The 20,740-nt window shown below is 54.3% G+C and carries 19 protein-coding genes; 18 read left to right on the top strand and 1 reads right to left on the bottom strand.

Translation table 11 applies throughout. The annotated features are described in order from the left end of the window. Positions 1 to 49: 49 nt before the first annotated feature. Positions 50 to 256: a hypothetical protein gene (locus NSU18_RS19485; RefSeq protein ID WP_445321814.1), complete on the bottom strand. Its 207-nt coding sequence runs from the start codon at positions 254 to 256 to the stop codon at positions 50 to 52. An 85-nt stretch (positions 257 to 341) separates the two neighbouring features. On the opposite strand from NSU18_RS19485, the gene pth reads away from it, so the two are divergent. From pth to hpt, 18 genes are all read left to right on the top strand, one after another. Then, complete coding sequence (gene pth, locus NSU18_RS19480) at positions 342 to 902, top strand: aminoacyl-tRNA hydrolase (protein ID WP_341149822.1); 561 nt, start codon at positions 342 to 344, stop codon at positions 900 to 902. A gap of 90 nt (positions 903 to 992) precedes the next feature. Beyond that, positions 993 to 1,223, top strand: a complete 231-nt coding sequence (locus NSU18_RS19475; RefSeq protein ID WP_340750471.1) for an anti-sigma-F factor Fin family protein — start codon at positions 993 to 995, stop codon at positions 1,221 to 1,223. A gap of 131 nt (positions 1,224 to 1,354) precedes the next feature. Next, positions 1,355 to 4,879: a transcription-repair coupling factor gene (gene mfd / locus NSU18_RS19470; protein WP_341149821.1), complete on the top strand. Its 3,525-nt coding sequence runs from the start codon at positions 1,355 to 1,357 to the stop codon at positions 4,877 to 4,879. Then, positions 4,866 to 5,909, top strand: coding sequence for a peptidylprolyl isomerase (locus NSU18_RS19465; protein WP_341149820.1), 1,044 nt, complete (start codon positions 4,866 to 4,868; stop codon positions 5,907 to 5,909). The genes mfd and NSU18_RS19465 overlap by 14 nt, the downstream gene beginning before the upstream one ends. Positions 5,910 to 6,211: 302 nt before the next feature. Next, positions 6,212 to 6,754, top strand: coding sequence for a stage V sporulation protein T (spoVT, locus tag NSU18_RS19460; RefSeq protein WP_209879194.1), 543 nt, complete (start codon positions 6,212 to 6,214; stop codon positions 6,752 to 6,754). A 212-nt stretch (positions 6,755 to 6,966) separates the two neighbouring features. Continuing rightward, complete coding sequence (locus NSU18_RS19455) at positions 6,967 to 8,619, top strand: putative polysaccharide biosynthesis protein (RefSeq protein WP_341149819.1); 1,653 nt, start codon at positions 6,967 to 6,969, stop codon at positions 8,617 to 8,619. Positions 8,620 to 8,691: 72 nt separating this feature from the next. Beyond that, on the top strand, positions 8,692 to 10,191 hold the full coding sequence (mazG, locus tag NSU18_RS19450; protein WP_341149818.1) for a nucleoside triphosphate pyrophosphohydrolase: 1,500 nt from the start codon (positions 8,692 to 8,694) through the stop codon (positions 10,189 to 10,191). A 286-nt stretch (positions 10,192 to 10,477) separates the two neighbouring features. Further along, positions 10,478 to 10,750 carry an HU family DNA-binding protein gene (locus NSU18_RS19445; protein ID WP_076082787.1) on the top strand — a complete coding sequence of 91 codons (273 nt, stop codon included), beginning with the start codon at positions 10,478 to 10,480 and terminating at the stop codon, positions 10,748 to 10,750. Continuing rightward, a complete protein-coding gene (locus NSU18_RS19440) occupies positions 10,750 to 11,028 on the top strand; it encodes an RNA-binding S4 domain-containing protein (protein ID WP_036723951.1) in 279 nt (92 codons plus the stop codon). Before NSU18_RS19445 ends, NSU18_RS19440 begins: the two co-directional genes overlap by 1 nt. A 228-nt stretch (positions 11,029 to 11,256) precedes the next feature. Then, positions 11,257 to 11,541, top strand: a complete 285-nt coding sequence (yabP, locus tag NSU18_RS19435) for a sporulation protein YabP (protein ID WP_341015453.1) — start codon at positions 11,257 to 11,259, stop codon at positions 11,539 to 11,541. Next, a complete protein-coding gene (gene yabQ, locus NSU18_RS19430; RefSeq protein ID WP_341015451.1) occupies positions 11,538 to 12,101 on the top strand; it encodes a spore cortex biosynthesis protein YabQ in 564 nt (187 codons plus the stop codon). Before yabP ends, yabQ begins: the two co-directional genes overlap by 4 nt. A gap of 31 nt (positions 12,102 to 12,132) precedes the next feature. Continuing rightward, positions 12,133 to 12,468 carry an FtsB family cell division protein gene (locus NSU18_RS19425; protein WP_341149817.1) on the top strand — a complete coding sequence of 112 codons (336 nt, stop codon included), beginning with the start codon at positions 12,133 to 12,135 and terminating at the stop codon, positions 12,466 to 12,468. Positions 12,469 to 12,593: 125 nt separating this feature from the next. Further along, entirely contained in the window at positions 12,594 to 13,094 is a 501-nt protein-coding gene (locus NSU18_RS19420; RefSeq protein ID WP_036696437.1) for a S1 domain-containing RNA-binding protein, read from the top strand. 573 nt (positions 13,095 to 13,667) lie between these two features. Then, positions 13,668 to 16,175: a stage II sporulation protein E gene (gene spoIIE / locus NSU18_RS19415; protein ID WP_341015445.1), complete on the top strand. Its 2,508-nt coding sequence runs from the start codon at positions 13,668 to 13,670 to the stop codon at positions 16,173 to 16,175. Between the two features lie 696 nt (positions 16,176 to 16,871). Then, the gene (locus NSU18_RS19410; protein WP_341015443.1) at positions 16,872 to 17,618 is read left to right on the top strand and encodes a hypothetical protein; all 747 of its coding nucleotides are present in this window, start codon (positions 16,872 to 16,874) and stop codon (positions 17,616 to 17,618) included. Then, positions 17,608 to 18,546, top strand: a complete 939-nt coding sequence (locus tag NSU18_RS19405; protein ID WP_445321868.1) for a serine/threonine protein kinase — start codon at positions 17,608 to 17,610, stop codon at positions 18,544 to 18,546. The genes NSU18_RS19410 and NSU18_RS19405 overlap by 11 nt, the downstream gene beginning before the upstream one ends. Positions 18,547 to 18,632: 86 nt before the next feature. Then, the gene (gene tilS / locus NSU18_RS19400; RefSeq protein WP_341149816.1) at positions 18,633 to 20,075 is read left to right on the top strand and encodes a tRNA lysidine(34) synthetase TilS; all 1,443 of its coding nucleotides are present in this window, start codon (positions 18,633 to 18,635) and stop codon (positions 20,073 to 20,075) included. A 46-nt stretch (positions 20,076 to 20,121) separates the two neighbouring features. Next, positions 20,122 to 20,661, top strand: a complete 540-nt coding sequence (hpt, locus tag NSU18_RS19395) for a hypoxanthine phosphoribosyltransferase (protein WP_036696450.1) — start codon at positions 20,122 to 20,124, stop codon at positions 20,659 to 20,661. Positions 20,662 to 20,740 lie beyond the last annotated feature (79 nt).

Genomic DNA, 20,740 nt, shown 5'->3' with positions numbered 1-20,740 from the left:
AACCCTTATCGGCGTGATGCAGCGGCTGGGACCGAGGCCCTTATAAGCCTCAATATCCCGGACGGGAGATGAAGGTGAAGAGACTGCGGTTGTACAGCGTACCCTGCAGCTCTACGAAGCCTTCGTCTACCGCTGTAATTACACCGATGTCTACGTGCACGTTCCCCCTATAGACTTCAACAGGCACAGCATATTGAATATGGTACTGGAAATGGCGCTGCAGTGTTAAGATATCGCCCTGATGTGGCATGTTCATCACCTGTCTCCGGAGTATAAACTTATTGTACCAAAAACGGAACTCTTCTGCTGAGAGTACCGGGTGGAAAGGAAAAACCTTAAATATGAAATGGATTGTTGGACTCGGGAATCCCGGAACGCAATACGCGAAGACCAAACATAATGTCGGCTTCATGGCCCTCGATGAGCTTGCTTCCAGACATGGAATTGCCTTTAACCAGAATAAGTGCAAATCGGTAATCGGTGAAGGGATGATCGGCGGTGTGAAGACGGTGCTGATCAAGCCGATGACCTTCATGAATCTGTCCGGGGAAGCGGTACGGGCTTATATGGATTATTATAAGGTCCAGCTGGAAGATATGATTGTGGTCTATGATGACCTGGATACGGAGCTGGGAAAGATCAGGCTGCGTTATCAGGGCAGCGCCGGCGGGCACAATGGCATCAAATCCATCATTCAGCATACGGGCACCCAGAGCTTCAACCGGGTGCGGATGGGCATATCCCGTCCGGAGCCGGGTTTTGCTATAGTGGACTACGTACTCTCTACCTTCGCCAAGAAGGATGGAGCAAAGCTTGAGAGCATGATAAGTGATACTTGCGATGCTGTGGAATTTAGCCTGCAGCATACCTTTGAACAGACCATGGCCAAATTCAACGGATGAAATACAAGGCATAGAGTTCAGGACCCTGCGGCTAAAGCCTTCCCGGGCGGGGCATACTGGAGGTATATACTACCTTCAGGAGGCATATAGATGGCAATACACTATGTATGCAGGCACTGCCGGACGTTCTTGGGAAGCATTGGCAGGAGCGATATGACAGAGATGCAGCTGGGGCTGCAATCCTTGACCCCTGCGGAGCGCAGAGATATAATAGCGTATGATTCAGAAGGCGAGATTACGGTGAAGGTGACCTGCGATTACTGCAAGCAGGCGCTGGATAACAACCCTGAGCTCAGCCTGCTGGCCAGTCCGCTTCAGTAAGGTGGAAGCGCCTGTCTCTATCGTCATCCGCAAGCCTTGGCCTTATCCGCTGAGGCTTGTTTTCGATTCCAATTATAATAGGTGACAGCGGCTTGCCGCTGTTAGCCTGTTTAGTAAGAGAGGTGCACCTGTTGTTACAAGGTCTTATAGAAGATTTTTCCAAGGATACTGATTTCCAGTCTGTCACCCGTGGCATCGCAGCAGGGATGAAGGAACAGCTGATCTCCGGTCTATCCGGCTCGGCCAGACAAATCATGCTGGCTGCCCTGCATGAGGAGACGCAGCGTCCGCTGCTGGTTGTGACCCATAATATGTTCTCAGCCCAGAAGATGGCTGATGATTTACAGGAAGCGCTTTCCCCGGAGCGTGTGCTGCTCTACCCGGCGAATGAGCTGGTTGCGGCTGAGGCCGCTGTCTCAAGCCCGGAGACGCTGGCCCAGCGGATTGATGTGCTGACGCGCTGCGCCCAGGGCTTCCGGGGAATTGTAGTTGTTCCATACTCCGGCGTTCGTAGACTGTTACCCGCTCCGCATGTCATGGCTGAAGCGCAGCTTACGGTTTCGCAGGACGGAACCTTGCCACTGGATGACTTCCTCATGTCTATGATTGAGATGGGTTATGAGCGGGTGGAGCGTGTAGAGAACCGCGGTGAGCTTAGTGTACGCGGCGGTATTCTCGACTTCTATCCCATGACCTCTCCACTGGCTTACCGGGTGGAGCTGTTTGATGATGAAGTAGATTCCATCCGTACCTTCGATCCTATGGATCAGCGCTCCATCGATAAGGTCCGCAGTGTGAAGATTACACCGGCGAAGGAGATTATATTCGATCAGCTCCGCCAGGATGCGGCTTCTACCGCTGCGTCTGCGATGCTGGAGCGGCAGCTTGAGAAGATGAGTGACCGTCAGGCCAAGCTGCGCCTGCGTGAGGAGATGGGCCGGGAGCTGGAGATGCTGCGGCAGGGCACCTATTTCCCGGAAGTCTATAAATATATCAGTCTGCTCTACCCTGAACGCATTCATCTGTACGATTACATGGCTCAGGATACTTTGCTTGTCCTGGATGAGCCGGCCAGACTTCTGGAGACGGCCAAGCAGCTGGAGCGGGATGAGTCGGAATGGAATATGCACTTGCTGCAGAACGGCAAGACGCTGCCTGAGCTGCAGCTCTCTGTCGACAGCGATGTTATTATGTACCAGCGTCCGTTCCAGAGCCTGTTCATGTCGATATTTCTGCGTCAGGTTCCGCATATTCAGCCACAGAATATCTTAGGCTTCATCAGCCGCGGAATGCAGGACTTCCATGGCCAGATGAATGTGCTGAAATCCGAGATGGAGCGCTGGCACAAGTCCGGCGTGAAGGTGATCATGCTGGCGAACGGCGAGGAGCGGATGGAGCGTATCCGCCGGGTACTGGATGACTATGGAATTGAGGAGCCAACGATCCTGCAGGGCAACCTGGGCTCCGGCTTCGAGCTTCCTTCGATTCATCTCGCGGTGATCACTGAAGGTGAGATGTTCTCGCAGAAGCAGCGCAAGGCGCGGAAGGTCTCCAAGGGCATGGATAATGCCGAACGGATTAAGAGCTATACCGAGCTGAAGATCGGCGATTATGTGGTTCACCAGAATCACGGGATCGGTAAATATATGGGCATCGGGACGCTTGAGGTCAGCGGCATCCACCGCGACTATATGCATATCCTCTATGCCGGAGGCGACAAGCTCTCTGTTCCGATTGAACAAATTGACCTGATTCAGAAATATGTGGGCTCGGAAGACAAGGAGCCGAAGGTATACAAGCTGGGCGGCAATGAATGGACCCGGGTTACCAGCAAGGTGCGGAGCTCGGTTCAGGATATTGCCGATGATCTGATCAAGCTGTACGCAGAGCGCCAGAGCGCACTTGGCTATGGCTTCGAGAAGGATACGCAGGAGCAGCGCGAATTCGAGGAGATGTTCCCGTATGAGGAGACCCGTGACCAGCTGCGGGCGATCGAAGAGATCAAGAAGGATATGGAGCAGAACCGTCCGATGGACCGGCTGCTCTGCGGCGATGTTGGCTATGGCAAGACAGAGGTGGCGATCCGGGCTGCTTTTAAATCTGCGATAGAGGGCAAGCAGGTGGCGGTGCTCGTGCCGACGACGATTCTGGCGCAGCAGCATTACGAGACCTTCCGCGAGCGCTTTGCCAATTATCCGCTGAATATTCAGGTGCTGAGCCGGTTCCGCAGCCGCAAGGAGCAGAATGACACGATCAAGGGAGTACGCCAGGGGACAGTGGATGTCATTATCGGTACACACCGCCTGCTGTCACAGGATCTGGTCTTCAAGGACCTCGGCCTTCTGATTGTCGATGAGGAGCAGCGTTTCGGCGTGACCCACAAGGAGAAGCTGAAGCGGCTGAAGACCAATGTCGATGTATTGACACTGACAGCAACGCCGATTCCCCGCACGCTGCATATGTCGATGCTCGGGGTGCGTGACTTGTCAGTTATTGAGACACCACCGGAGAACCGCTTTCCCGTACAGACGTATGTGGTGGAGCATAGCCAGACGCTGACCCGGGAAGCTGTGGAGCGTGAGCTGGCCCGTGGCGGTCAGGTCTACTATCTGTACAACCGTGTACAGGGTATTCAGGAAATGGCGGCGCAGATCTCCATGCTGGTGCCGGAGGCAAGAGTGGGTATCGGGCATGGACAGATGTCGGAATCGGAGCTGGAGAAGACGATTCTCGACTTCCTGGACGGAGAGTATGATGTGCTGGTCAGCACCAGTATTATAGAGACCGGTGTCGATATTCCTAATGTAAATACACTGATTGTTCATGATGCTGACAAAATGGGCCTGTCCCAGCTCTATCAGCTGCGCGGACGTGTCGGCCGTTCCAACCGGATTGCTTATGCCTACTTCACCTACCAGCGCGACAAAGTGCTGACAGAGGTGGCTGAGAAGCGCCTGCAGTCCATCAAGGAATTCACAGAGCTAGGGTCCGGCTTCAAAATTGCTATGCGCGATCTCTCCATCCGGGGAGCAGGCAATCTGCTGGGGGCGGAGCAGCATGGCTTCATCGCCTCGGTCGGCTTCGACCTGTATTCGCAGATGCTGGCGGAGGAAATCCGCAAACGCAAGGTGAGCGTGCTGGGCGAGGAGGATACTTCGCTGAAGCAGGGGAATACGGTCATTGATTTGTCGATTGACGCTTATCTTCCTTCCGAGTATATTTACGACAGTATCCAAAAAATAGAAATCTATAAAAAAGTGGCTGCAGTAGCCTCCTTCGAGGATGCCTCGGAGCTTGAGGATGAGCTGCTGGACCGGTTCGGCGAATTGCCGGAGTCCGTTATTAATCTGCTCTCTGTGGCCCGGCTGAAGGTGTACGGCAAGCTGTACGGCATGGAATCCATGGTCCGGCGCGGGGATGAGGTCCTGCTTAATTTCCACGAGGGCAGCCTCGGGGCCTTTGATACGGCAAAGCTCGCCAAAGTTGGTAATAGCTTTGAAAGGCGTGTACAATTTGATAAGGATGCCAAGGCAACTATCCGTATCAAAGCGAAGGATTTAGGTGACAAGGAGCTGCTGGATGTGCTGGAGCAATTCCTGGCGGCAGCCAAACAGTCTTTAAAATCGAAGGGAGAATTACACAATGTCGTTAAATAAAAAATCCTGGAAGGTACTGGTGGTCTCACTGACCGCAGCCCTGTCCTTCTCCATGCTTGCTGCCTGCAGCAATAAAAGTGATGATACTGCGGTGGCAACGTATAAGGGCGGCACCATTACCCAGAAGGAATTCAATCTGGATACCCGCGTAATGAAATTCTTATCCCCCGAGCAGGCGCAGTATCTGGAGATTGATATGTTCAAGGAGTCCATTCTGAAGCAGGAGGTCGCATTCGAATACTTGGCGGACAAGGCCTCGGATGAAGCGAAGAAGGCTGCGGAGAAAGAAGTCGATACACAGATCGGCTCGATCAAGACTGCGCTGGGCGACAAATACAAAAGCACGCTGAAGGAACAGGATCTGAGCGAGTCGGACCTGCGTTCCTATATGCAGCGCGTACTTACCGTATATCAGGACATGCTGCTGAAATTAACGGACGAGCAGGTCAAGACCCATTATGAAGCCACCAAGGCTGATTATAGTGTGGCTACTCTGCGTCATGTCCTGGTTGGCCTGACGGATAGCGCCGGCAAGGAGCGGACGGATGCCGACGCGCTGAAGCGCGCCCAGGAAGTGAAGGCGAAGCTGGATAGCGGTGCGGACTTTGCAGCCGTTGCCAAGGAATACTCGGATGATACCAGCACGAAGGAAACCGGCGGCGAATATAAGGACAAGGCTCTGGTAGATTATGTAGCAGAGTTCAAAGCCGCGGCCCACAGTCTTCCGTTGAATACGATCAGTGAGCCGGTCAAGACTACTTACGGATATCACATTATCAAGGTGGAAGCCCGCAAGGACACTACCTTCGATACGCTGACTGCCGACCAGCTCAAAGCCGTGAAGAACGCTGCGGCTTCTGCCAGCCTGGAGACCTTCCTGGAGAAGGACCTGGATAGTCTGGAGATTAAAATCAACCTGCCGAAGAGCTCTGCTCCTGCAGGTGAACCGGCAGCGACAGCTACACCGGCTGCGGGTAGTGACACGCCAGCCGCTACAGATGCACCGGCTGCTACGGAAGCCGCTAAATAAAGTTAGGCTGGACAAGCCGCCTGATGCGCCATGCATCCGGGCGGTTTTTTTTCGGCACAAAAGGAAATGCGGAGAATGGTGCGGTGGTATAGAAACCCCAATTAGTGATCATAACTGGAAAGATGCCAGGTCAGGGCGTTCTCATTCTCCATGAACAATTATATGCGGGCTGACCGATGTATAAGGAACTGGGAAGAGATGAATACTATGGTCAGATATTACGATAAATCACCGGGATTAACCATTCCCATAATGGACAGTAGTTGGACCATACTTCTTAAGAAAGCGGGGCAACATGTGAAATGAAAGCTACTGGTATTGTAAGACGTATTGATGACCTCGGACGAGTTGTTATTCCTAAAGAGATCAGACGCACCTTGCGGATTCGTGAGGGCGATCCTCTGGAAATTTTTGTTGACCGCGATGGTGAGGTTATCCTGAAGAAATATTCGCCGATTGGTGAGTTGGGTGATTTCGCCAAAGAATATGCAGAGTCGCTGTATGAAGGAACAGGGCATATTACCATGATTACGGACCGGGACACGTTCATCGCGCTCGCCGGCGGCTCCAAGAAGGATTATCTGGAGAAGCAAGTGGGCGTGCTGCTGGAAAAGGTAATGGAAAGCCGTAAAACGATGCTTGAGACCAATGCAGGCAGCTATGACATCAGCAAGGACCACTCGGAGCTGTTATCCACGTATGTGGCAGCGCCTATTATCTCCGGAGGAGATCCCATCGGCTGCGTAGTGCTGCTGAATAAGGATGATTCAGTCAAAATGGCCCAGATGGAAGTGAAAATGGCAGAGACAGCCGCAGCCTTCCTGGGCAAGCAAATGGAGCAGTAATCAGCTGGTGCTGAAGAGCCCCGCTTTTCCTTTGGTTATATAACCGTAGGGAATGGCGGGTTTTTGCTGTGAAGGAGACCGGATTGGGAACCTAAGCAGGGTCACTTACACTTCTAGGCTTGGATAAGTTATAATATAGAAATTCATTTGCTTAGGTATAAAGCAAGGAAGCTCTATATTATGGCAGTTATGGCTGTAGAAGCAGGTAAACGATGACATCCAATTCGCAAGGCTCGAAGCTGCTGCAGGGCGCTTTTATTCTTAGCGCGGCAGCTATTTTCTCGAAATTGATCGGTACGCTACAGAAGATACCGCTGCAGAATCTGGGCGGTGACGCCGCGTTCGGCATTTACAATACGGTCTATCCGCTGTATACAATTCTTGTGACGGTGGCCATGCTCGGGCTGCCTTCCGCTATCTCACGGTTCGTGGCCGAGGCTTCGGCGGCACAGGACGTGCAGCAGGGGCGGAGGGTGCTGCTGCTCTCAGCCGGAATTACGGCGGCCAGCGGCCTGCTGCTCGGGATACTCGTCTACGCCGGGGCTCCGCTGATTGCGGTATGGGTCGGCAGCTCCCATATTGTCCCGGCTCTGCGCAGCAGCGCCTGGGGGCTGGCGGTGGTGCCGCTGATGGCGGCGCTGCGCGGCTACTTCCAGGGACTGCACAATATGATGCCGACCGCCGTGTCACAGGTGGTCGAGCAGTCGGTACGCGTCGCGGTCATGATCGCGCTGCTGCTGTATCTGACGGGTGCTGGCGCAGATGCGGCAGGCATTGCTGCCGGTGCGATGCTGGGGCCCGCTGGAGGCGGGATTGCGGGTCTTGGCGTAATGCTGCTGTATTGGCGCAGCCACCGCCGGGGCTTGCCGGACAGGCAGCTCCAAGCTCCGCTCAAGGACAGAACGGCATCGGCTGTACGAAGTGCCAAGCAGGGCGTTCCTGCCCGCGAGCTGCTGGCCTACGGCCTCCCGGTGATGCTTGGCGCGCTGGCGGTTCCGTTAATCGGACTGGTTGATGTCTTCACGGTTCCCCGCTTGCTTACGGGGAGCGGGAGCAGCGAGACGGCTGCGATGGCCCAGTTCGGCATCTATAACCGCGGGCTGCCGCTCGTGCAGATTGTAACGATGCTGGCGACCTCACTCTCGGTGGTCTTCATCCCGGCGCTGGCCGAAGCGAAGTACCAGCGGGATGAGGCTTTGATCCGCACGCGCATCACGCTGTCGCTGCGCTGGTTCTGGCTGCTGGGCTTAGCCGCCTCCGTAGGCCTGGCCGTGCTTGCAGAGCCGGTGAACACGGCTCTGTACGGAGATGCTGCCGGCAGCGGCGCAATGACCTGGCTGGCCTTCACCGCCGCGGGCGGTACGGTCAGCATCATCTCCGCCGCGCTGCTGCAAGGCCTGGGCGCCGTGCGCGCGCCGGCGCTGCACCTCCTGGCCGCAGCAGCGCTTAAGGCGGCCCTCAACCTGCTGCTGGTCCCGCAGCAGGGCATTACCGGTGCGGCCATCGCCGGCGTGGCCGCACATCTCTTCGCAGCAGCGCTGAACGTGCTGCTGCTCTACCGGCAGGGACATCTGCGGCTGCGCGCCGCAGATGTCCTGCTGAAGCCCGCGGCGCTGCTCGCGGGCCTGGGGCTGGCCGCCGCAGCCGTGAGCCGCGGCGCAGCCTGGGCGGCAGACGCCGCCGGCTTCGGCGGCGGGCGGACCGCGGCCCTGGCGCAGAGCCTGCTCGGCGTGCTCGCAGGCTGCGCCGTCTTCGCACTCGGCGCAGTGGCGCTGCGGCTGCTCAGCGAGAGCGAGCTGCGCCAGCTTCCGGGCGTCGGCCCCCGCTTAGCGGACAAGCTAAAAAAGCTGCGCCTGTTCCCTTAAGGCGCTGAACATACATAGCGCAGCCGCCTTCGCGAATAGCAGCAGGCGGCTGCCTGGAAGGAGTAGACTGGCATGAGCGCAACATTAACGATCGTCGGCCTGGGCTCCGGGAACCCGGACCGGCTGACACTCGGCATTATCAAGAAGCTGAAGGCGGCCTCGGCCGTATACGTGCGGACCGCAGAGCATCCTGTCATGGCTGCACTGGCGGAGATGGAGATCGCCTGGGAGTCCTTCGACGGGCTGTATGAGTCGCTGTCGTCCTTCCCGGAGGTCTATGAAGCCATTACGGCAACGCTGATCGAGAAGGCTGCGGCCGCTCCGCAGGGCACGGAGATCGTCTATGCCGTGCCGGGGCATCCCATGGTGGCCGAATCCGCCGTCTCCCTGCTGCGCGGGCGCTGCCCGGAGGCGGGCATTGAGCTGAATATCCTCGGCGGCGAGAGCTTCCTGGATGAAGCATTCGTCCGTCTGGGCTTTGATCCGATTGATGGCTTCCAGCTGCTGGATGCCTCCGGTATCCGCAGCTCCCAGCTCCACCCGGAGCTGCATACCCTGATCGGGCAGGTCTATGACAGCTTCACCGCGTCTGAGACTAAGCTCTGCCTGATGGAGCTCTACCCGCCCGAGTATGAGGTGATTGCCGCACATGCGCTTGGGGTGGAGGGCGAGGAGCAGATACTCCGCGTGCCGCTGTACGAGCTGGACCGGCTGGACGGCTATGGTAATCTGTCGCTGGTATATGTTCCGGCGAGCCGTGCGGATGAAGCGCGTAATCGCACCTTTGCCCGGCTGCATGAAATTGTCGATATTCTGCGGAGCCCCGAGGGCTGCCCCTGGGATCGTGAGCAGACGCATGAATCCTTGCGCAAAAATCTGATCGAAGAGACCTATGAGGTGCTGGAGACGATTGACGAGGATGATCCGGATCATATGAAGGAAGAGCTGGGTGATCTGCTGCTCCAGATTATGCTGCACTCCCAGATGGAAGAGGAGCTGGGAACCTTCAGTGTCTACGATGTCATAGAGGGGCTGAATGAGAAGCTGTTGTTCCGCCACCCGCATGTCTTCGGGGATCAGGCGGCCGGCAATGCCGAGGAAGCGCTGCAGAACTGGGAAGGGATGAAGGCTGAGGAGAAGCGGCGTAAAGGCGTGGAGCCCGAAGCCCTGTCCGCACTTAGCGGGGTCCCAAGGGATCTGCCGGCACTAATGAAGGCGTACAAGCTGCAGAAGAAGGCCTCCAAAGTCGGATTCGACTGGGACAACACCGGCGATGTGCTGGCTAAGATCCGCGAGGAGATTGACGAGCTCCAGGAGGCGATTGAGACGGGACAGTCCGCCGAGGAGCAGATGCTGGAGCTGGGCGACCTGCTGTTCGCAGCCACCAATGCGGCCCACTTCATCGGAGCCGATCCGGAAGAAGCCCTGACCCGTACCAACCGCAAGTTCGTAGCCCGGTTCGAGTATATTGAGCGGCGTCTGCGCGATCAGGGAGTCCGGCTGGAGGACAGCCCGCTTGAAGAGATGGAAGGCCTCTGGCAGGAAGCCAAGGCGGAAGAGCGGAAGCAATAGATTCTAGAATTATAGTCTTCTGCGGTATATCCCGTGCGTTTCAAGGCAATGCTGTGACTATTGGCGCGAATCTCTGATTTAAAGTGCATTGAGAGGTTTATAATGTTATAGTGCTAAAAGCCCCATATCCTACGCATGATGTTACTTTTTCAAAAAAAACGGCGGATCGTGGCAGGAATTGAGGGCGGAGTCCAGAATATCATAAAGACGAAATGACGATTTGCCGTGATTTTCCGGTAAACCTGATTTTCATTTATTTTTTGTATCCTAGGAGGAACTTCAAATTATGAACAAGACAGATCTGGTAAACAACATTTCCGAGAAAAGCGGACTATCCAAAAAAGACGTAGAAACCGTACTTAACGGAATGCTGGGCGAAATTACAGAAGCTCTCGCAAGCGGAGATAAAGTACAGCTGATCGGCTTCGGTACTTTTGAAACGCGCAAACGTTCCGGCCGTACCGGCCGTAACCCGCAATCGGGCACACCTATCGAAATTCCTGAATCCACAGTGCCGGCCTTCAAGGCAGGCAACAAGCTCAAAGAAGCCGTTAACTAATGCGTCTGGACAAGTTCCTGAAGGTCTCCCGTCTGATCAAGCGCCGCACCGTGGCCAAGGATGTGTCCGAACAGGGCCGGGTGTTGATCAATGGACGGGAGTCCAAACCGAGTAGCACGGTAAAGATCGGTGACGAGATTACCGTGCAGTTCGGCCAAAAGCTTGTGACGGTCAAAGTGGAAAAGCTGGTGGAAACCACCCGCAAGGACGAGGCCGCCGGAATGTATACCCTGCTCCGTGAAGAACCTGTTGCCAAAAGCACGGGACTCGACTGGTAGCAGATCATCGCAGCATAAGGTTAAGAGGTATCCCTGAAGCCGGAAGACGGCGGAGCGGGATGCCTCTTTTTTAAAAGATAAGAATTTATATGTTTTGGGGTCCCCGCAAAGTACCTGAGTCATCATCTAAGCTAAAGCCCCACTTTGTGGGGTTATTTTCTTGTTTCCACCTGTTCTATACCCTGTCCTTCCTTCATAGATTAGAACCAAGAAGGAGGGGTACATGCTATGATCGAGCCAGCCAAAGTCAACAAACAGCATGATCTGCACATGCGCAGCCGCAAGCAGATTGAGCTTACCGGTGTGCAGAATGTGGAGAGCTTTGACAGCGAAGAGTTTCTGCTGAGTACAGAACTTGGTCAGCTGACTATTCGGGGGACTCATTTACATATCAAGAATCTAAGTCTGGAGAATGGAATGCTGTCCCTTGAAGGCAATGTTCATTCCCTGATTTATCTGGACCCCGGGGCGCAAGGCAAAAATAAAGGGATTCTCCGCAAGCTGTTTAAATGAATCCCTCCGTTCAATGGATCACCCTGCTCTATATGATTCTGTCCGGCATTGCCATGGGACTGGCCTATGACAGCTACCGGGTGCTGTCGCAGAAGCTGAGATTTCCCAATTGGCTGAATGCGCTGCTGGATTTGCTGTATTGGATAGGGGCGGCCCTGCTGGTCTTTCGCATGCTTTATGCCGGAAACCAGGGACAATTGAGGTTTTATGTCGTTCTTGGCCTCTTTCTAGGTGTATGGATCTATTTTTTGATCTTCAGTATTACGGTGCAGCGTTTTGTGGTAAGGTTAATTCAGTCGGTTCAGTATGTATGCAGGATGCTATGGCGGTTCGTTACCATAGTCATCGGAGGTCCGATTCTCTGGCTGTGGCGCCTGGTTAAGGGAACAGTGCTGCTGATCGGCCGGGTCCTTCTTTATATTTTTAAGCTGCTGCTGCGTCTAACCAAGCCAATCTGGGTACTTCCTGTAAGGTGGGCCTCTCCGTATGCATCCCGGTTCGTTCATAGCGCCCGGATCGTGAGGATCACCGAGTGGATATCAGGGTGGCGGAAGCGCTGACCTTGAAACCCTGGAACTGGAGGTAAGCTGAATGAACAGATTCTCTGCGGAAGAGAAGAATACGAACCAGAATGCTTCGGCCGCAGGCGCGAAGAGAAGAAAGTTTATATGGATTCTTGTGATGGCTATTTTCTTCGGCTGGGCCGGATTCACTTTCTTTGCCCAGAGCGCAGCAATCGCCGACAAGAGCGAACAGCTCGCCCGTAAGAAAGAGAACAGTGAGAGTGTAACAGCCACGCTGAATCAATTGAAATATGAGGTCTCGCGGCTGAATGACGATGAGTATATCGGACAATTAGCACGTAAATGGTACAATATGTATCCTGCAGGGGAATTACCCATCCGTACCGAGCAATCCGGGCAATAAAAGCAGGAGAAAAGAGGCTTACGCTGTGTTGCCTTGCTTTGCTCTTTACTGTATAATCAAATCACCGCAGACAGGATGGACATTATATTCGTCTGTATATTTTTAAGGGAGGATCATTTTATTCTATGGCAATTGAAGTGGGCACCAAGTTAGAGGGCAAGGTGACAGGCATCACGCATTTCGGAGCATTTGTGGATCTGTCAGGAGGTGTCACAGGTCTCGTTCACATCTCGGAGATCGCCGATAACTACGTCAAGGATGTTAACGATCATTTGAAGATTGCGGATGTAGTAACCGTTAAGGTGATCAATGTTGACAAGGACGGCAAGATCGGACTTTCCATTAAGCAAGCCGTTGATAAGCCGGCATCGGAAGTACGTCCCCCCAGAGCTCCAAGACCTGAACGTCCAAGCGGTGGAGACCGTTTCGGCGGCGGAGGCGGCAGTGGCGGAGGCGGCGGTGGATTCAATCGTGAACGGGGTGGGCGTCCATTCAAGCCTGCAGCCGGTAAACCTTCATTCGAGGATAAAATGTCACGCTTCCTGAAAGACAGCGAAGAACGGATATCTTCGATCAAGAAGAACACAGAAGGAAAGCGCGGCGGCCGTGGAGCCAAGCGCGTATAATCTGAGTCTTGCACATCATAAATAAACCGCTGGGGCGTCCTTTGCCCTTCGCGGTTTTTTTGTGTTTGTGCCCGCGGGCCGAATGTAATCGGAAAACCGACTACATTCGGTAGCGTGGAGGTGCGTGAATCAAATGTAATCGGAAAACCGATTACAATCAGCAAAGTGGGGGCGCATTGACCAAATGTAACCGGAAAACCGATTACAATTTGCTCGCAACGCAGAGTATGAGCAGCCCAGCCCGCCCCAGCTCTATACCGCGCGCCCGAGCTTCCGGCTATTTTTGTCGGGCTTTGAACAAATTGCCGACAGCATCCATGCCATTCTCACATAACTCTAGGGCAATCGCTGACGAATGTCCGCGCGGGCATTACCTGCAACCGGCAGTGCGACTGCGGCAGTCCGCAGCCAATCTTTTACCCCGTACGGGATTGAAAGGCTTTTCCACAGAATGTCGGGACAGGCTTTTTTGTCGGAAATTTTTTACAGATTGCTCTCTGTTTCTGACAAACTTTCTTAAGACCTCCGCTATATAATGAGAACCATAAAATTCATAAACGGGTGGTGCATGGAATGAGTAAAAGCAATGTGGTGAATTTGCCGGAGTGGACAAGAGCAGGAAGCAAAGACAAAAATCAGAAAGAAGCCTTTGGTACGCGCCTTACGGCGTGGGGCACCAGGCTGCCGATGGTCCAGTTCATCGCGGTTAAGAAGTGGGCGCTGCTCCTTAGCCTAATGGGCTTTTTGCTGGGACGGGCTATGATCCTGGATGAGCTTACCCCGTTTGCTGCTGCTTATTTTGCCGTCATTGTATTTATGCGCAGGGATTCCATGCTCCCTGTGGCTGCAGCCATCGTGCTCGGCAGTCTCTTCACACCGTTTCCGGGTGCCCTCGTGGTTGCGGCAGAGCTGATTATTTTTTATCTGATCTACAAAGGGCTGGAGAACTTCCAGCGGGTGGATCTGTCTTATGCCCCATTGATGGTGTTCGTAGCTTCTTTTATGGTGGGACTGTTCCAGGTCGTTATGGGTCCTTCACTCACGTGGTATCCGCTGATGATGGCGGCCATTGATGCCATACTCGGGTTCGTGCTGACGCTTGTATTCCTGCAGGCGCTTCCTTTATTCACCTATAAGCAGAAAAGCAGGGCACTCCGCAATGAGGAGGTACTCTGTTTGATCATCCTGCTGGCTTCCGTTATGACTGGCCTTGTCGGATGGACTATTAACGGGCTCTCACTGGAGCATGTGTTATCGCGGTTTCTGATTCTGATCTTTGCCCTGGCCGGGGGAGCGCCGCTTGGTGCTGCGGTTGGCGTAGTGACCGGGCTGATCCTCAGTCTGGCCGATATCGGAGCCATCTATCAAATGAGCCTGCTGGCCTTTTCCGGGATGCTGGCAGGGATGATGCAGTCCGGACGCAAAGGGGCGGTCTCCATCGGGATGCTGCTGGGATCAACGATTCTATCGGTCTATTTCATGGGACCGGGCGATGTCATGAATTCCACCTGGGAGACCTGTGCAGCCGTAGTATTGTTTCTTCTAACACCTAAGGGGCTGATTACTGCCATAGCCAAATATGTACCAGGCACGGCCGATCACAGCCGTTCCCAGCATGAATATGCCCGGAGGGTCCGGGATATTACAGCAGACCGGGTGACCCAGTTCTCACAGGTATTCCAGCAGCTCTCCAGCAGCTTCGGGCAGATTCCCCGGGCCGCAGAGGCGGGCAAAAGCGACCGTGAGATGGAGGACTTTATGAATACGGTAACAGAAGGAGCCTGCGCCGGGTGCATCCGGCGGACCCACTGCTGGGACGCCAAGTTCTATCAGACCTACAGATATATGACGGACATGATGACCACGGTTGAGGAGTGCCCGGACATTACCGCTGCCCAGCTGCCGCCGGAGTGGAGCCGGATCTGCGGCAGGACGGGGGAGGTGCTTGAGGTGATGAAGGGGCAATATGAGCTATACCAGCATGATATGCGCTGGAAGCGGCAAATATACGACAGCCGCCAATTTGTGGCCGAGCAATTATCCGGTGTCTCGCAGGTCATGGAGGATCTGGCGAAGGAGATTAAGCGGGAAGGGCAGGCGATGTACCGTCAGGAGAGCCAGATCCGGGAGGCGCTGGAGAAGCTGGGCCTCTCCATTCACAGCATTGAGATTCTGAGTCTCGATCCCGGCCGGGTGGAGATTGAGGTCGTGCATGCCTACACCCGGGGCTTCGATGAATGCCGCAAAATGATCGCCCCGCTGCTCTCGGATATTCTGGAGGAGAATATCGCAGTGGTCAGTGAGACCGCCGTCCATCCTCGCGAGGGCTTGTCGATGGTGACCTTTGGCTCGGCCAAGGCTTACGAGATATGCTCCGGCGTAGCTGCCGCTGCGATGGGAGGCGATATGCTGTCGGGAGACAGCTTCAGTACGGTGGAGCTGGGCAACGGCACCTTTGCCGTCTCTATCAGTGACGGAATGGGGAACGGGGAGCGAGCCCGGATGGAGAGCAGCGCTGCGTTATCCATGCTGGAAAAGCTGCTGCAATCGGGGATGGATGAGAAGCTGGCGGTGAAATCCGTCAATTCCATTCTGCTGCTGCGCTCCCCGGATGAATTCTATGCGACAGTAGATATGGCGCTGATCGACCAGTATTCGGCGCAGACCATCTTCATGAAGATTGCTTCCGCTCCGAGCTTCATCCGGCGGGGCAGCGAGGTAATTCCTGTAACGGCCAGCAATCTGCCAATCGGCATCATCAAAGACATTGAGGTGGATCTGGTCACCATGCAGCTGCGTCCCGGTGATATCCTCATCATGATGACCGATGGTATTTATGATGCGCCCGGATATGCCGTTAATAAGGAGATATGGATGAAACGTCTGATTCAGGAGCTGGAGGGCGATGACCCGCAGGATATGGCGGATGAGCTGCTGGATAAGGTAATCCGCTATCAGGGGAATGAGGTCCATGATGATATGACGATTGTGGTCAGCCGTGTCGATCATTATCACCCGGAATGGTCCAGTCTGCATATGCCCGGCGTCGGCCGGATGGAGCGCCCTCGTACGGTTAGCTAACCAGTTAGCCGTTGACCTGAAAACTAATTAGTCTATTGGGTGAGTAAGCGGGAAATGTTGCACATATTGCAGCTTGGCGCTGAAGATACCCCGGTGTTTTAGTGGATTGTTGCATAAATTGCAATATTCTTTCGGCTAATTGACTTACGGGGGTAGGAATCCTGCCTTTTGTGCAACATTTTCCATACCAGGAGGGATTAATGAGAGGAATGTTGCATTTTAGGCAGGATTATGGGATTTGGAGCAAGAGCATGAATATAAGCCCGGGTATGGGTAAAAGTATGAGTAAAAGTAACATTTAAGGGCCGAAAGCACGGTCAGTGCTGAAAGGCCGGGTCTTGTCTTCAAATCATTCGGCGAGTGCATTCCAGTCACTCGCCAGCCCCTGCTCCGCTCCGTTTCAACCGCTGCTGGTTAGCGGCCGGAAGTTGGGGTTGAAGGTTTATCGTAAAATAAATGGAATGGAGAGAATTTTGGAGCCGCAGAAGCGAAGCATTCGCCTTTGTCTTCCGATTTCAACCGCTAAATGGTTTATCAAATCAGAAACTCGGAAGACAACAGCGATCGGAGGCCCAAAAGTCTCGCAGAGACTCATTTTTACGTAGTATTTTCAATTCAACTTCCAGCGTAAAGCGGCGTTTGAAATCTCTCAACCTTGGCAATGCTAGTAACTAGACAAGGAAGGGAGGAACGGTCATGAAGCAAATTCTGCTGATCACGGACGGTTGTTCAAATGTGGGGGAGAGTCCGGTGCTGGCGGCTGCGCACGCCCGTCAGGAAGGAATCACGGTCAATGTTGTAGGGGTCATAGATTATGGAACCATCGGTGAGCTGGGCAGCCGGGAGATTGCCGATATTGCCAAGGCAGGGGGCGGGATCAGCCGGATCGTGGGAACCCCGCAGCTGGCCCAGACCATTCAGATGATGACACGCAAGACGGTGGTTCAGACCATTCAGCAGGCGGTTAATAAAGAGGTGCAAAAAATTCTCGGCGACGGCTCGCTGGCGGAGCTGCCTCCGCAGCAGCGGTCACAGGTGGTTACCGTGGTGGATGAGCTGACCGAGACCTCGCCGCTGCGCATAGCGCTTTTAATTGACGCAAGCGCCAGCATGAAGCCGAAGCTTGGCGCGGTGGAGGACGCCATCCGTGATCTGGCGCTTAGTCTGGAGGCCCGGGAAGGGCGCAGCGAGATTGCCGTATTCCATTTTCCCGGGCGCTCCAGCAGTGAGGATGCCATGCTGGATATTGACTGGACCCGGAATGTGTCTGAGGTCCGCTCCCTCTTTTCCAGACTGAAGATGCGGGGGGCTACGCCGACCGGACCGGCTATTTTCAAGGTGCTGGAACATTATCGGTATGATAAACTGGAGGAACATCGTAATTATCTTCCAGGGGAAGATGACGGGGCAAGAGAAGGGATGATTGATGGGTATGTCGTCTAATCCATCCTATCCGGCAGGCACAGTGATTACCGGCAGATGGCGGGGGAACCGTTATGTCGTGGAGCGTGTGCTGGGGAAGGGGGCAAACGGAACCGTATATCTTGTGCAGCGGGAAGGCAGACGGGAGCGGTATGCGCTTAAGATCGGATACGATACGCTGGAGCTGCAGTCTGAGATTAACGTGCTGACCTCCCTGCAGTCCTGCCGTAAGCGCAGCGAGCACCGGGCCCGCAAGGAGTCGCCGCTATCCTCCTATTTGCTGGAATCGGATGATTTCAAGGACCGGGACCATACGCCCTTTTATGTGATGCGTTATGTGGAGGGAAGGCCGCTGCATCATTTCCTGTCCAGGAACGGCGCCTCCTGGCTGGGGCTAGTCGGAATGACGATTCTGGAGAAGCTGCAGACGCTGCATGAGTGCGGCTTCGTATTCGGAGACCTCAAGCCGGAGAATGTCATGGTATCCAGCTACGGGGAAGCCGAACTGATTGATTACGGGGGAGCAAGCCCTATCGGACGCAGTGTGAAGCAGTTCACCGAATGGCATGACCGTGGATTCTGGAATGCCGGAAGCCGGACAGGCGACCAGAGCTATGACCTGTTTGCTTTTGCCGTCCTGTGCCTGCGTCTGCTTAATGAAGAAGGGCTGAAGTCTGCAGCCCAGCAGCTGCCGCAGACAAGGAGCGTAGAGGAGCTGATGAAGCTGGCCCGCGAACTGCCGGACAAGAAGCTGTCCTCCTGGCTATGCCTCGCGCTCAAAGGCGGTTTCCCCGGTTCCGCGCAGGCTGCGGAAATCTGGCGAAGCCACATCTACAGAGGACGGAAGACCGGACATGAGACGATGGCGACCCCGCGCTGGCTCAAAAATGCGTTCGCGCTGTCTTTATTTCTGCTGGCATTCACGCTATACTGGGTTTTCCGTTTCTGATATCTGTAATAAGCAATCGTACATAATCACCAAGATGCTGACCGCCGGAGCAGGCCGTGTAAGGGATGGCAGGAAAGGAAGCCCCTATGGAGCACAGGAAGGAACTTGTGGAATCCGTAATGGAGGCCGCAGCTGAATATGAGCTGTGGGCGCCTCGTGACACCATTGTAGTCGCAGTTTCCGGAGGGCCGGACTCTGTGGCTCTTTTGCGTATTCTGCATGAGATCTCCCTGACCCGGATGCCGCTGACGCTGATATGCGCCCATGTCAATCACGGCTTCAGAGCCGAATCGGCAGAGGAAGCAGAGCTGGTGCGGGCCCTCGCGGGAGAGCTGGGCATTCCCTTCGAGCTGGGCGAATTCGATATTCCGTCCATTATTAAGGAGAGCGGTCTCGGCCCTGAAGGTGCTGCGCGGGAGAAGCGTTACCAGTTCCTGATCGCTACCGCACACCATTATCAGGCGCGCTCGGTGGCGCTGGCCCATCATGCAGATGACCAGGCCGAGACGGTGCTTATGCGGCTGCTGCGGGGGAGCGGGCCATCGGGCCTTGCCGGCATGCGCTGGAAACGGACCGAGAAAAAGGTGGAACTCATCCGCCCCTTCCTGCGTATTAACAAAACGGCTCTTGTCGGCTTTTGCCAGGAGGAGGGCCTGGCTTATGCGGAGGATGCGACTAACCTCCTGACGCAGTACAAGCGGAATGCAGTCAGGCTGGAGGTGCTGCCTATGCTGGAGCACCATAATCCGCGAGTGAGACAATCGCTTCTGCAGCTGGCTGAAATTGCCTCGGCGGAAGATGAATATATGGAGGCGAATGCGGCAAAATGCTTTGATGAGCTGGTTTTCACCGAGCATGGAAAATACACCTTGAAAAGAGCTGCCTTTGCGACCATACCCTCCGCTTTACAACGGCGTTTGATTAAACTAATATTAAATTATCTGTCGGCGGATTCATCATTCATGGATTTTTCCAAGATTGAAGCAGTACGCCGGGGAACGCTGCAGGAATACCCTACCGTCTGGACGCTGGATATGGGTGGCGGTTATGTCTGCGTGCGGCAATATGATACCATTGTGTTCTCGTTAAGGCCCTTGAACCGGCAGGTAAGCTATACATACCGGCTGTCTTTGACTCATCCCCGGATTAAGCTGATGGAGATAGGAAAGGTTATGACGATGAGGGGGCTTGCGGGGGAAGTTTTTTGTGCACAGGAGGAGGATTACGGGAAGAACTCGGCTTGGTTTGACGGGGATGATCTTGTCCTGCCGCTCACCATTCGTTCCCGGTTGCCTGGAGATACCATAAGGGTTATGGGATTAAACGGAAGCAAAAAGGTAAAAGATATTTACATTGATGATAAAATACCTTCTTCCGAACGGCCTGCAATTCCCCTTGTATGTGATGCACTCGGCAATATCGTCTGGATTCCGGGCGTTAGGCGCTCGGTGCATGCCGCAGTTGGGCGGCACACGGCCTCGGTTCTGCTCCTGACCCTGGAAGACATGGAACAGGGCGAACAATCGTAATGGCCGAAGTAAGTCTTTCATAAGTATATCTTAGGAGGTTCGCAAGTTGCAGAATGATATTCAGGAAATCTTGATCAGCGAAGAAGAAATTCAACAAAGAATCAGGGAGCTTGGCGCCCAGCTGAGCAAGGAATATGCAGACCGCACACCTTTAGTGATTTGTGTACTCAAAGGTGCGTTTATTTTTATGGCGGATCTGGTTAAAGTGATTACAGTACCCGTTGAAATGGACTTCATGGCGGTATCCAGCTACGGCGGTACAACCAAATCATCCGGCGTAGTCAAAATCATCAAGGATTTGGATACATCGGTTGAAGGCCGTGATGTTCTGATTGTCGAGGATATTATCGACAGTGGCCTTACACTCAGCTATCTGATTGACATGCTGCAGGGGCGCAATGCCGCTTCTGTCAATGTAGTCACTCTGTTCGACAAGCCGTCAGGCCGCGCAGTGAATCTTGAAGCCCAATATACCGGCTTTGTGATTCCTGATGCATTCCTCGTAGGCTATGGACTGGACTATGCCGAGCTGTACCGGAACCTCCCTTACGTCGGTGTACTGAAGCCTGAGATTTATACCAAATGAACTACCCGACAGCCTTAGATCTACGGATCACTTTTCTGGATTTCCTGACAATTTGAGGAGTCCGGTCAGGCTATGGTAC

It is taken from the genome of Paenibacillus sp. FSL H8-0048, from assembly GCF_038002825.1.
Lineage (GTDB): Bacteria > Bacillota > Bacilli > Paenibacillales > Paenibacillaceae > Paenibacillus_AQ.
This window is presented reverse-complemented; position numbering and strand designations above follow the sequence as displayed.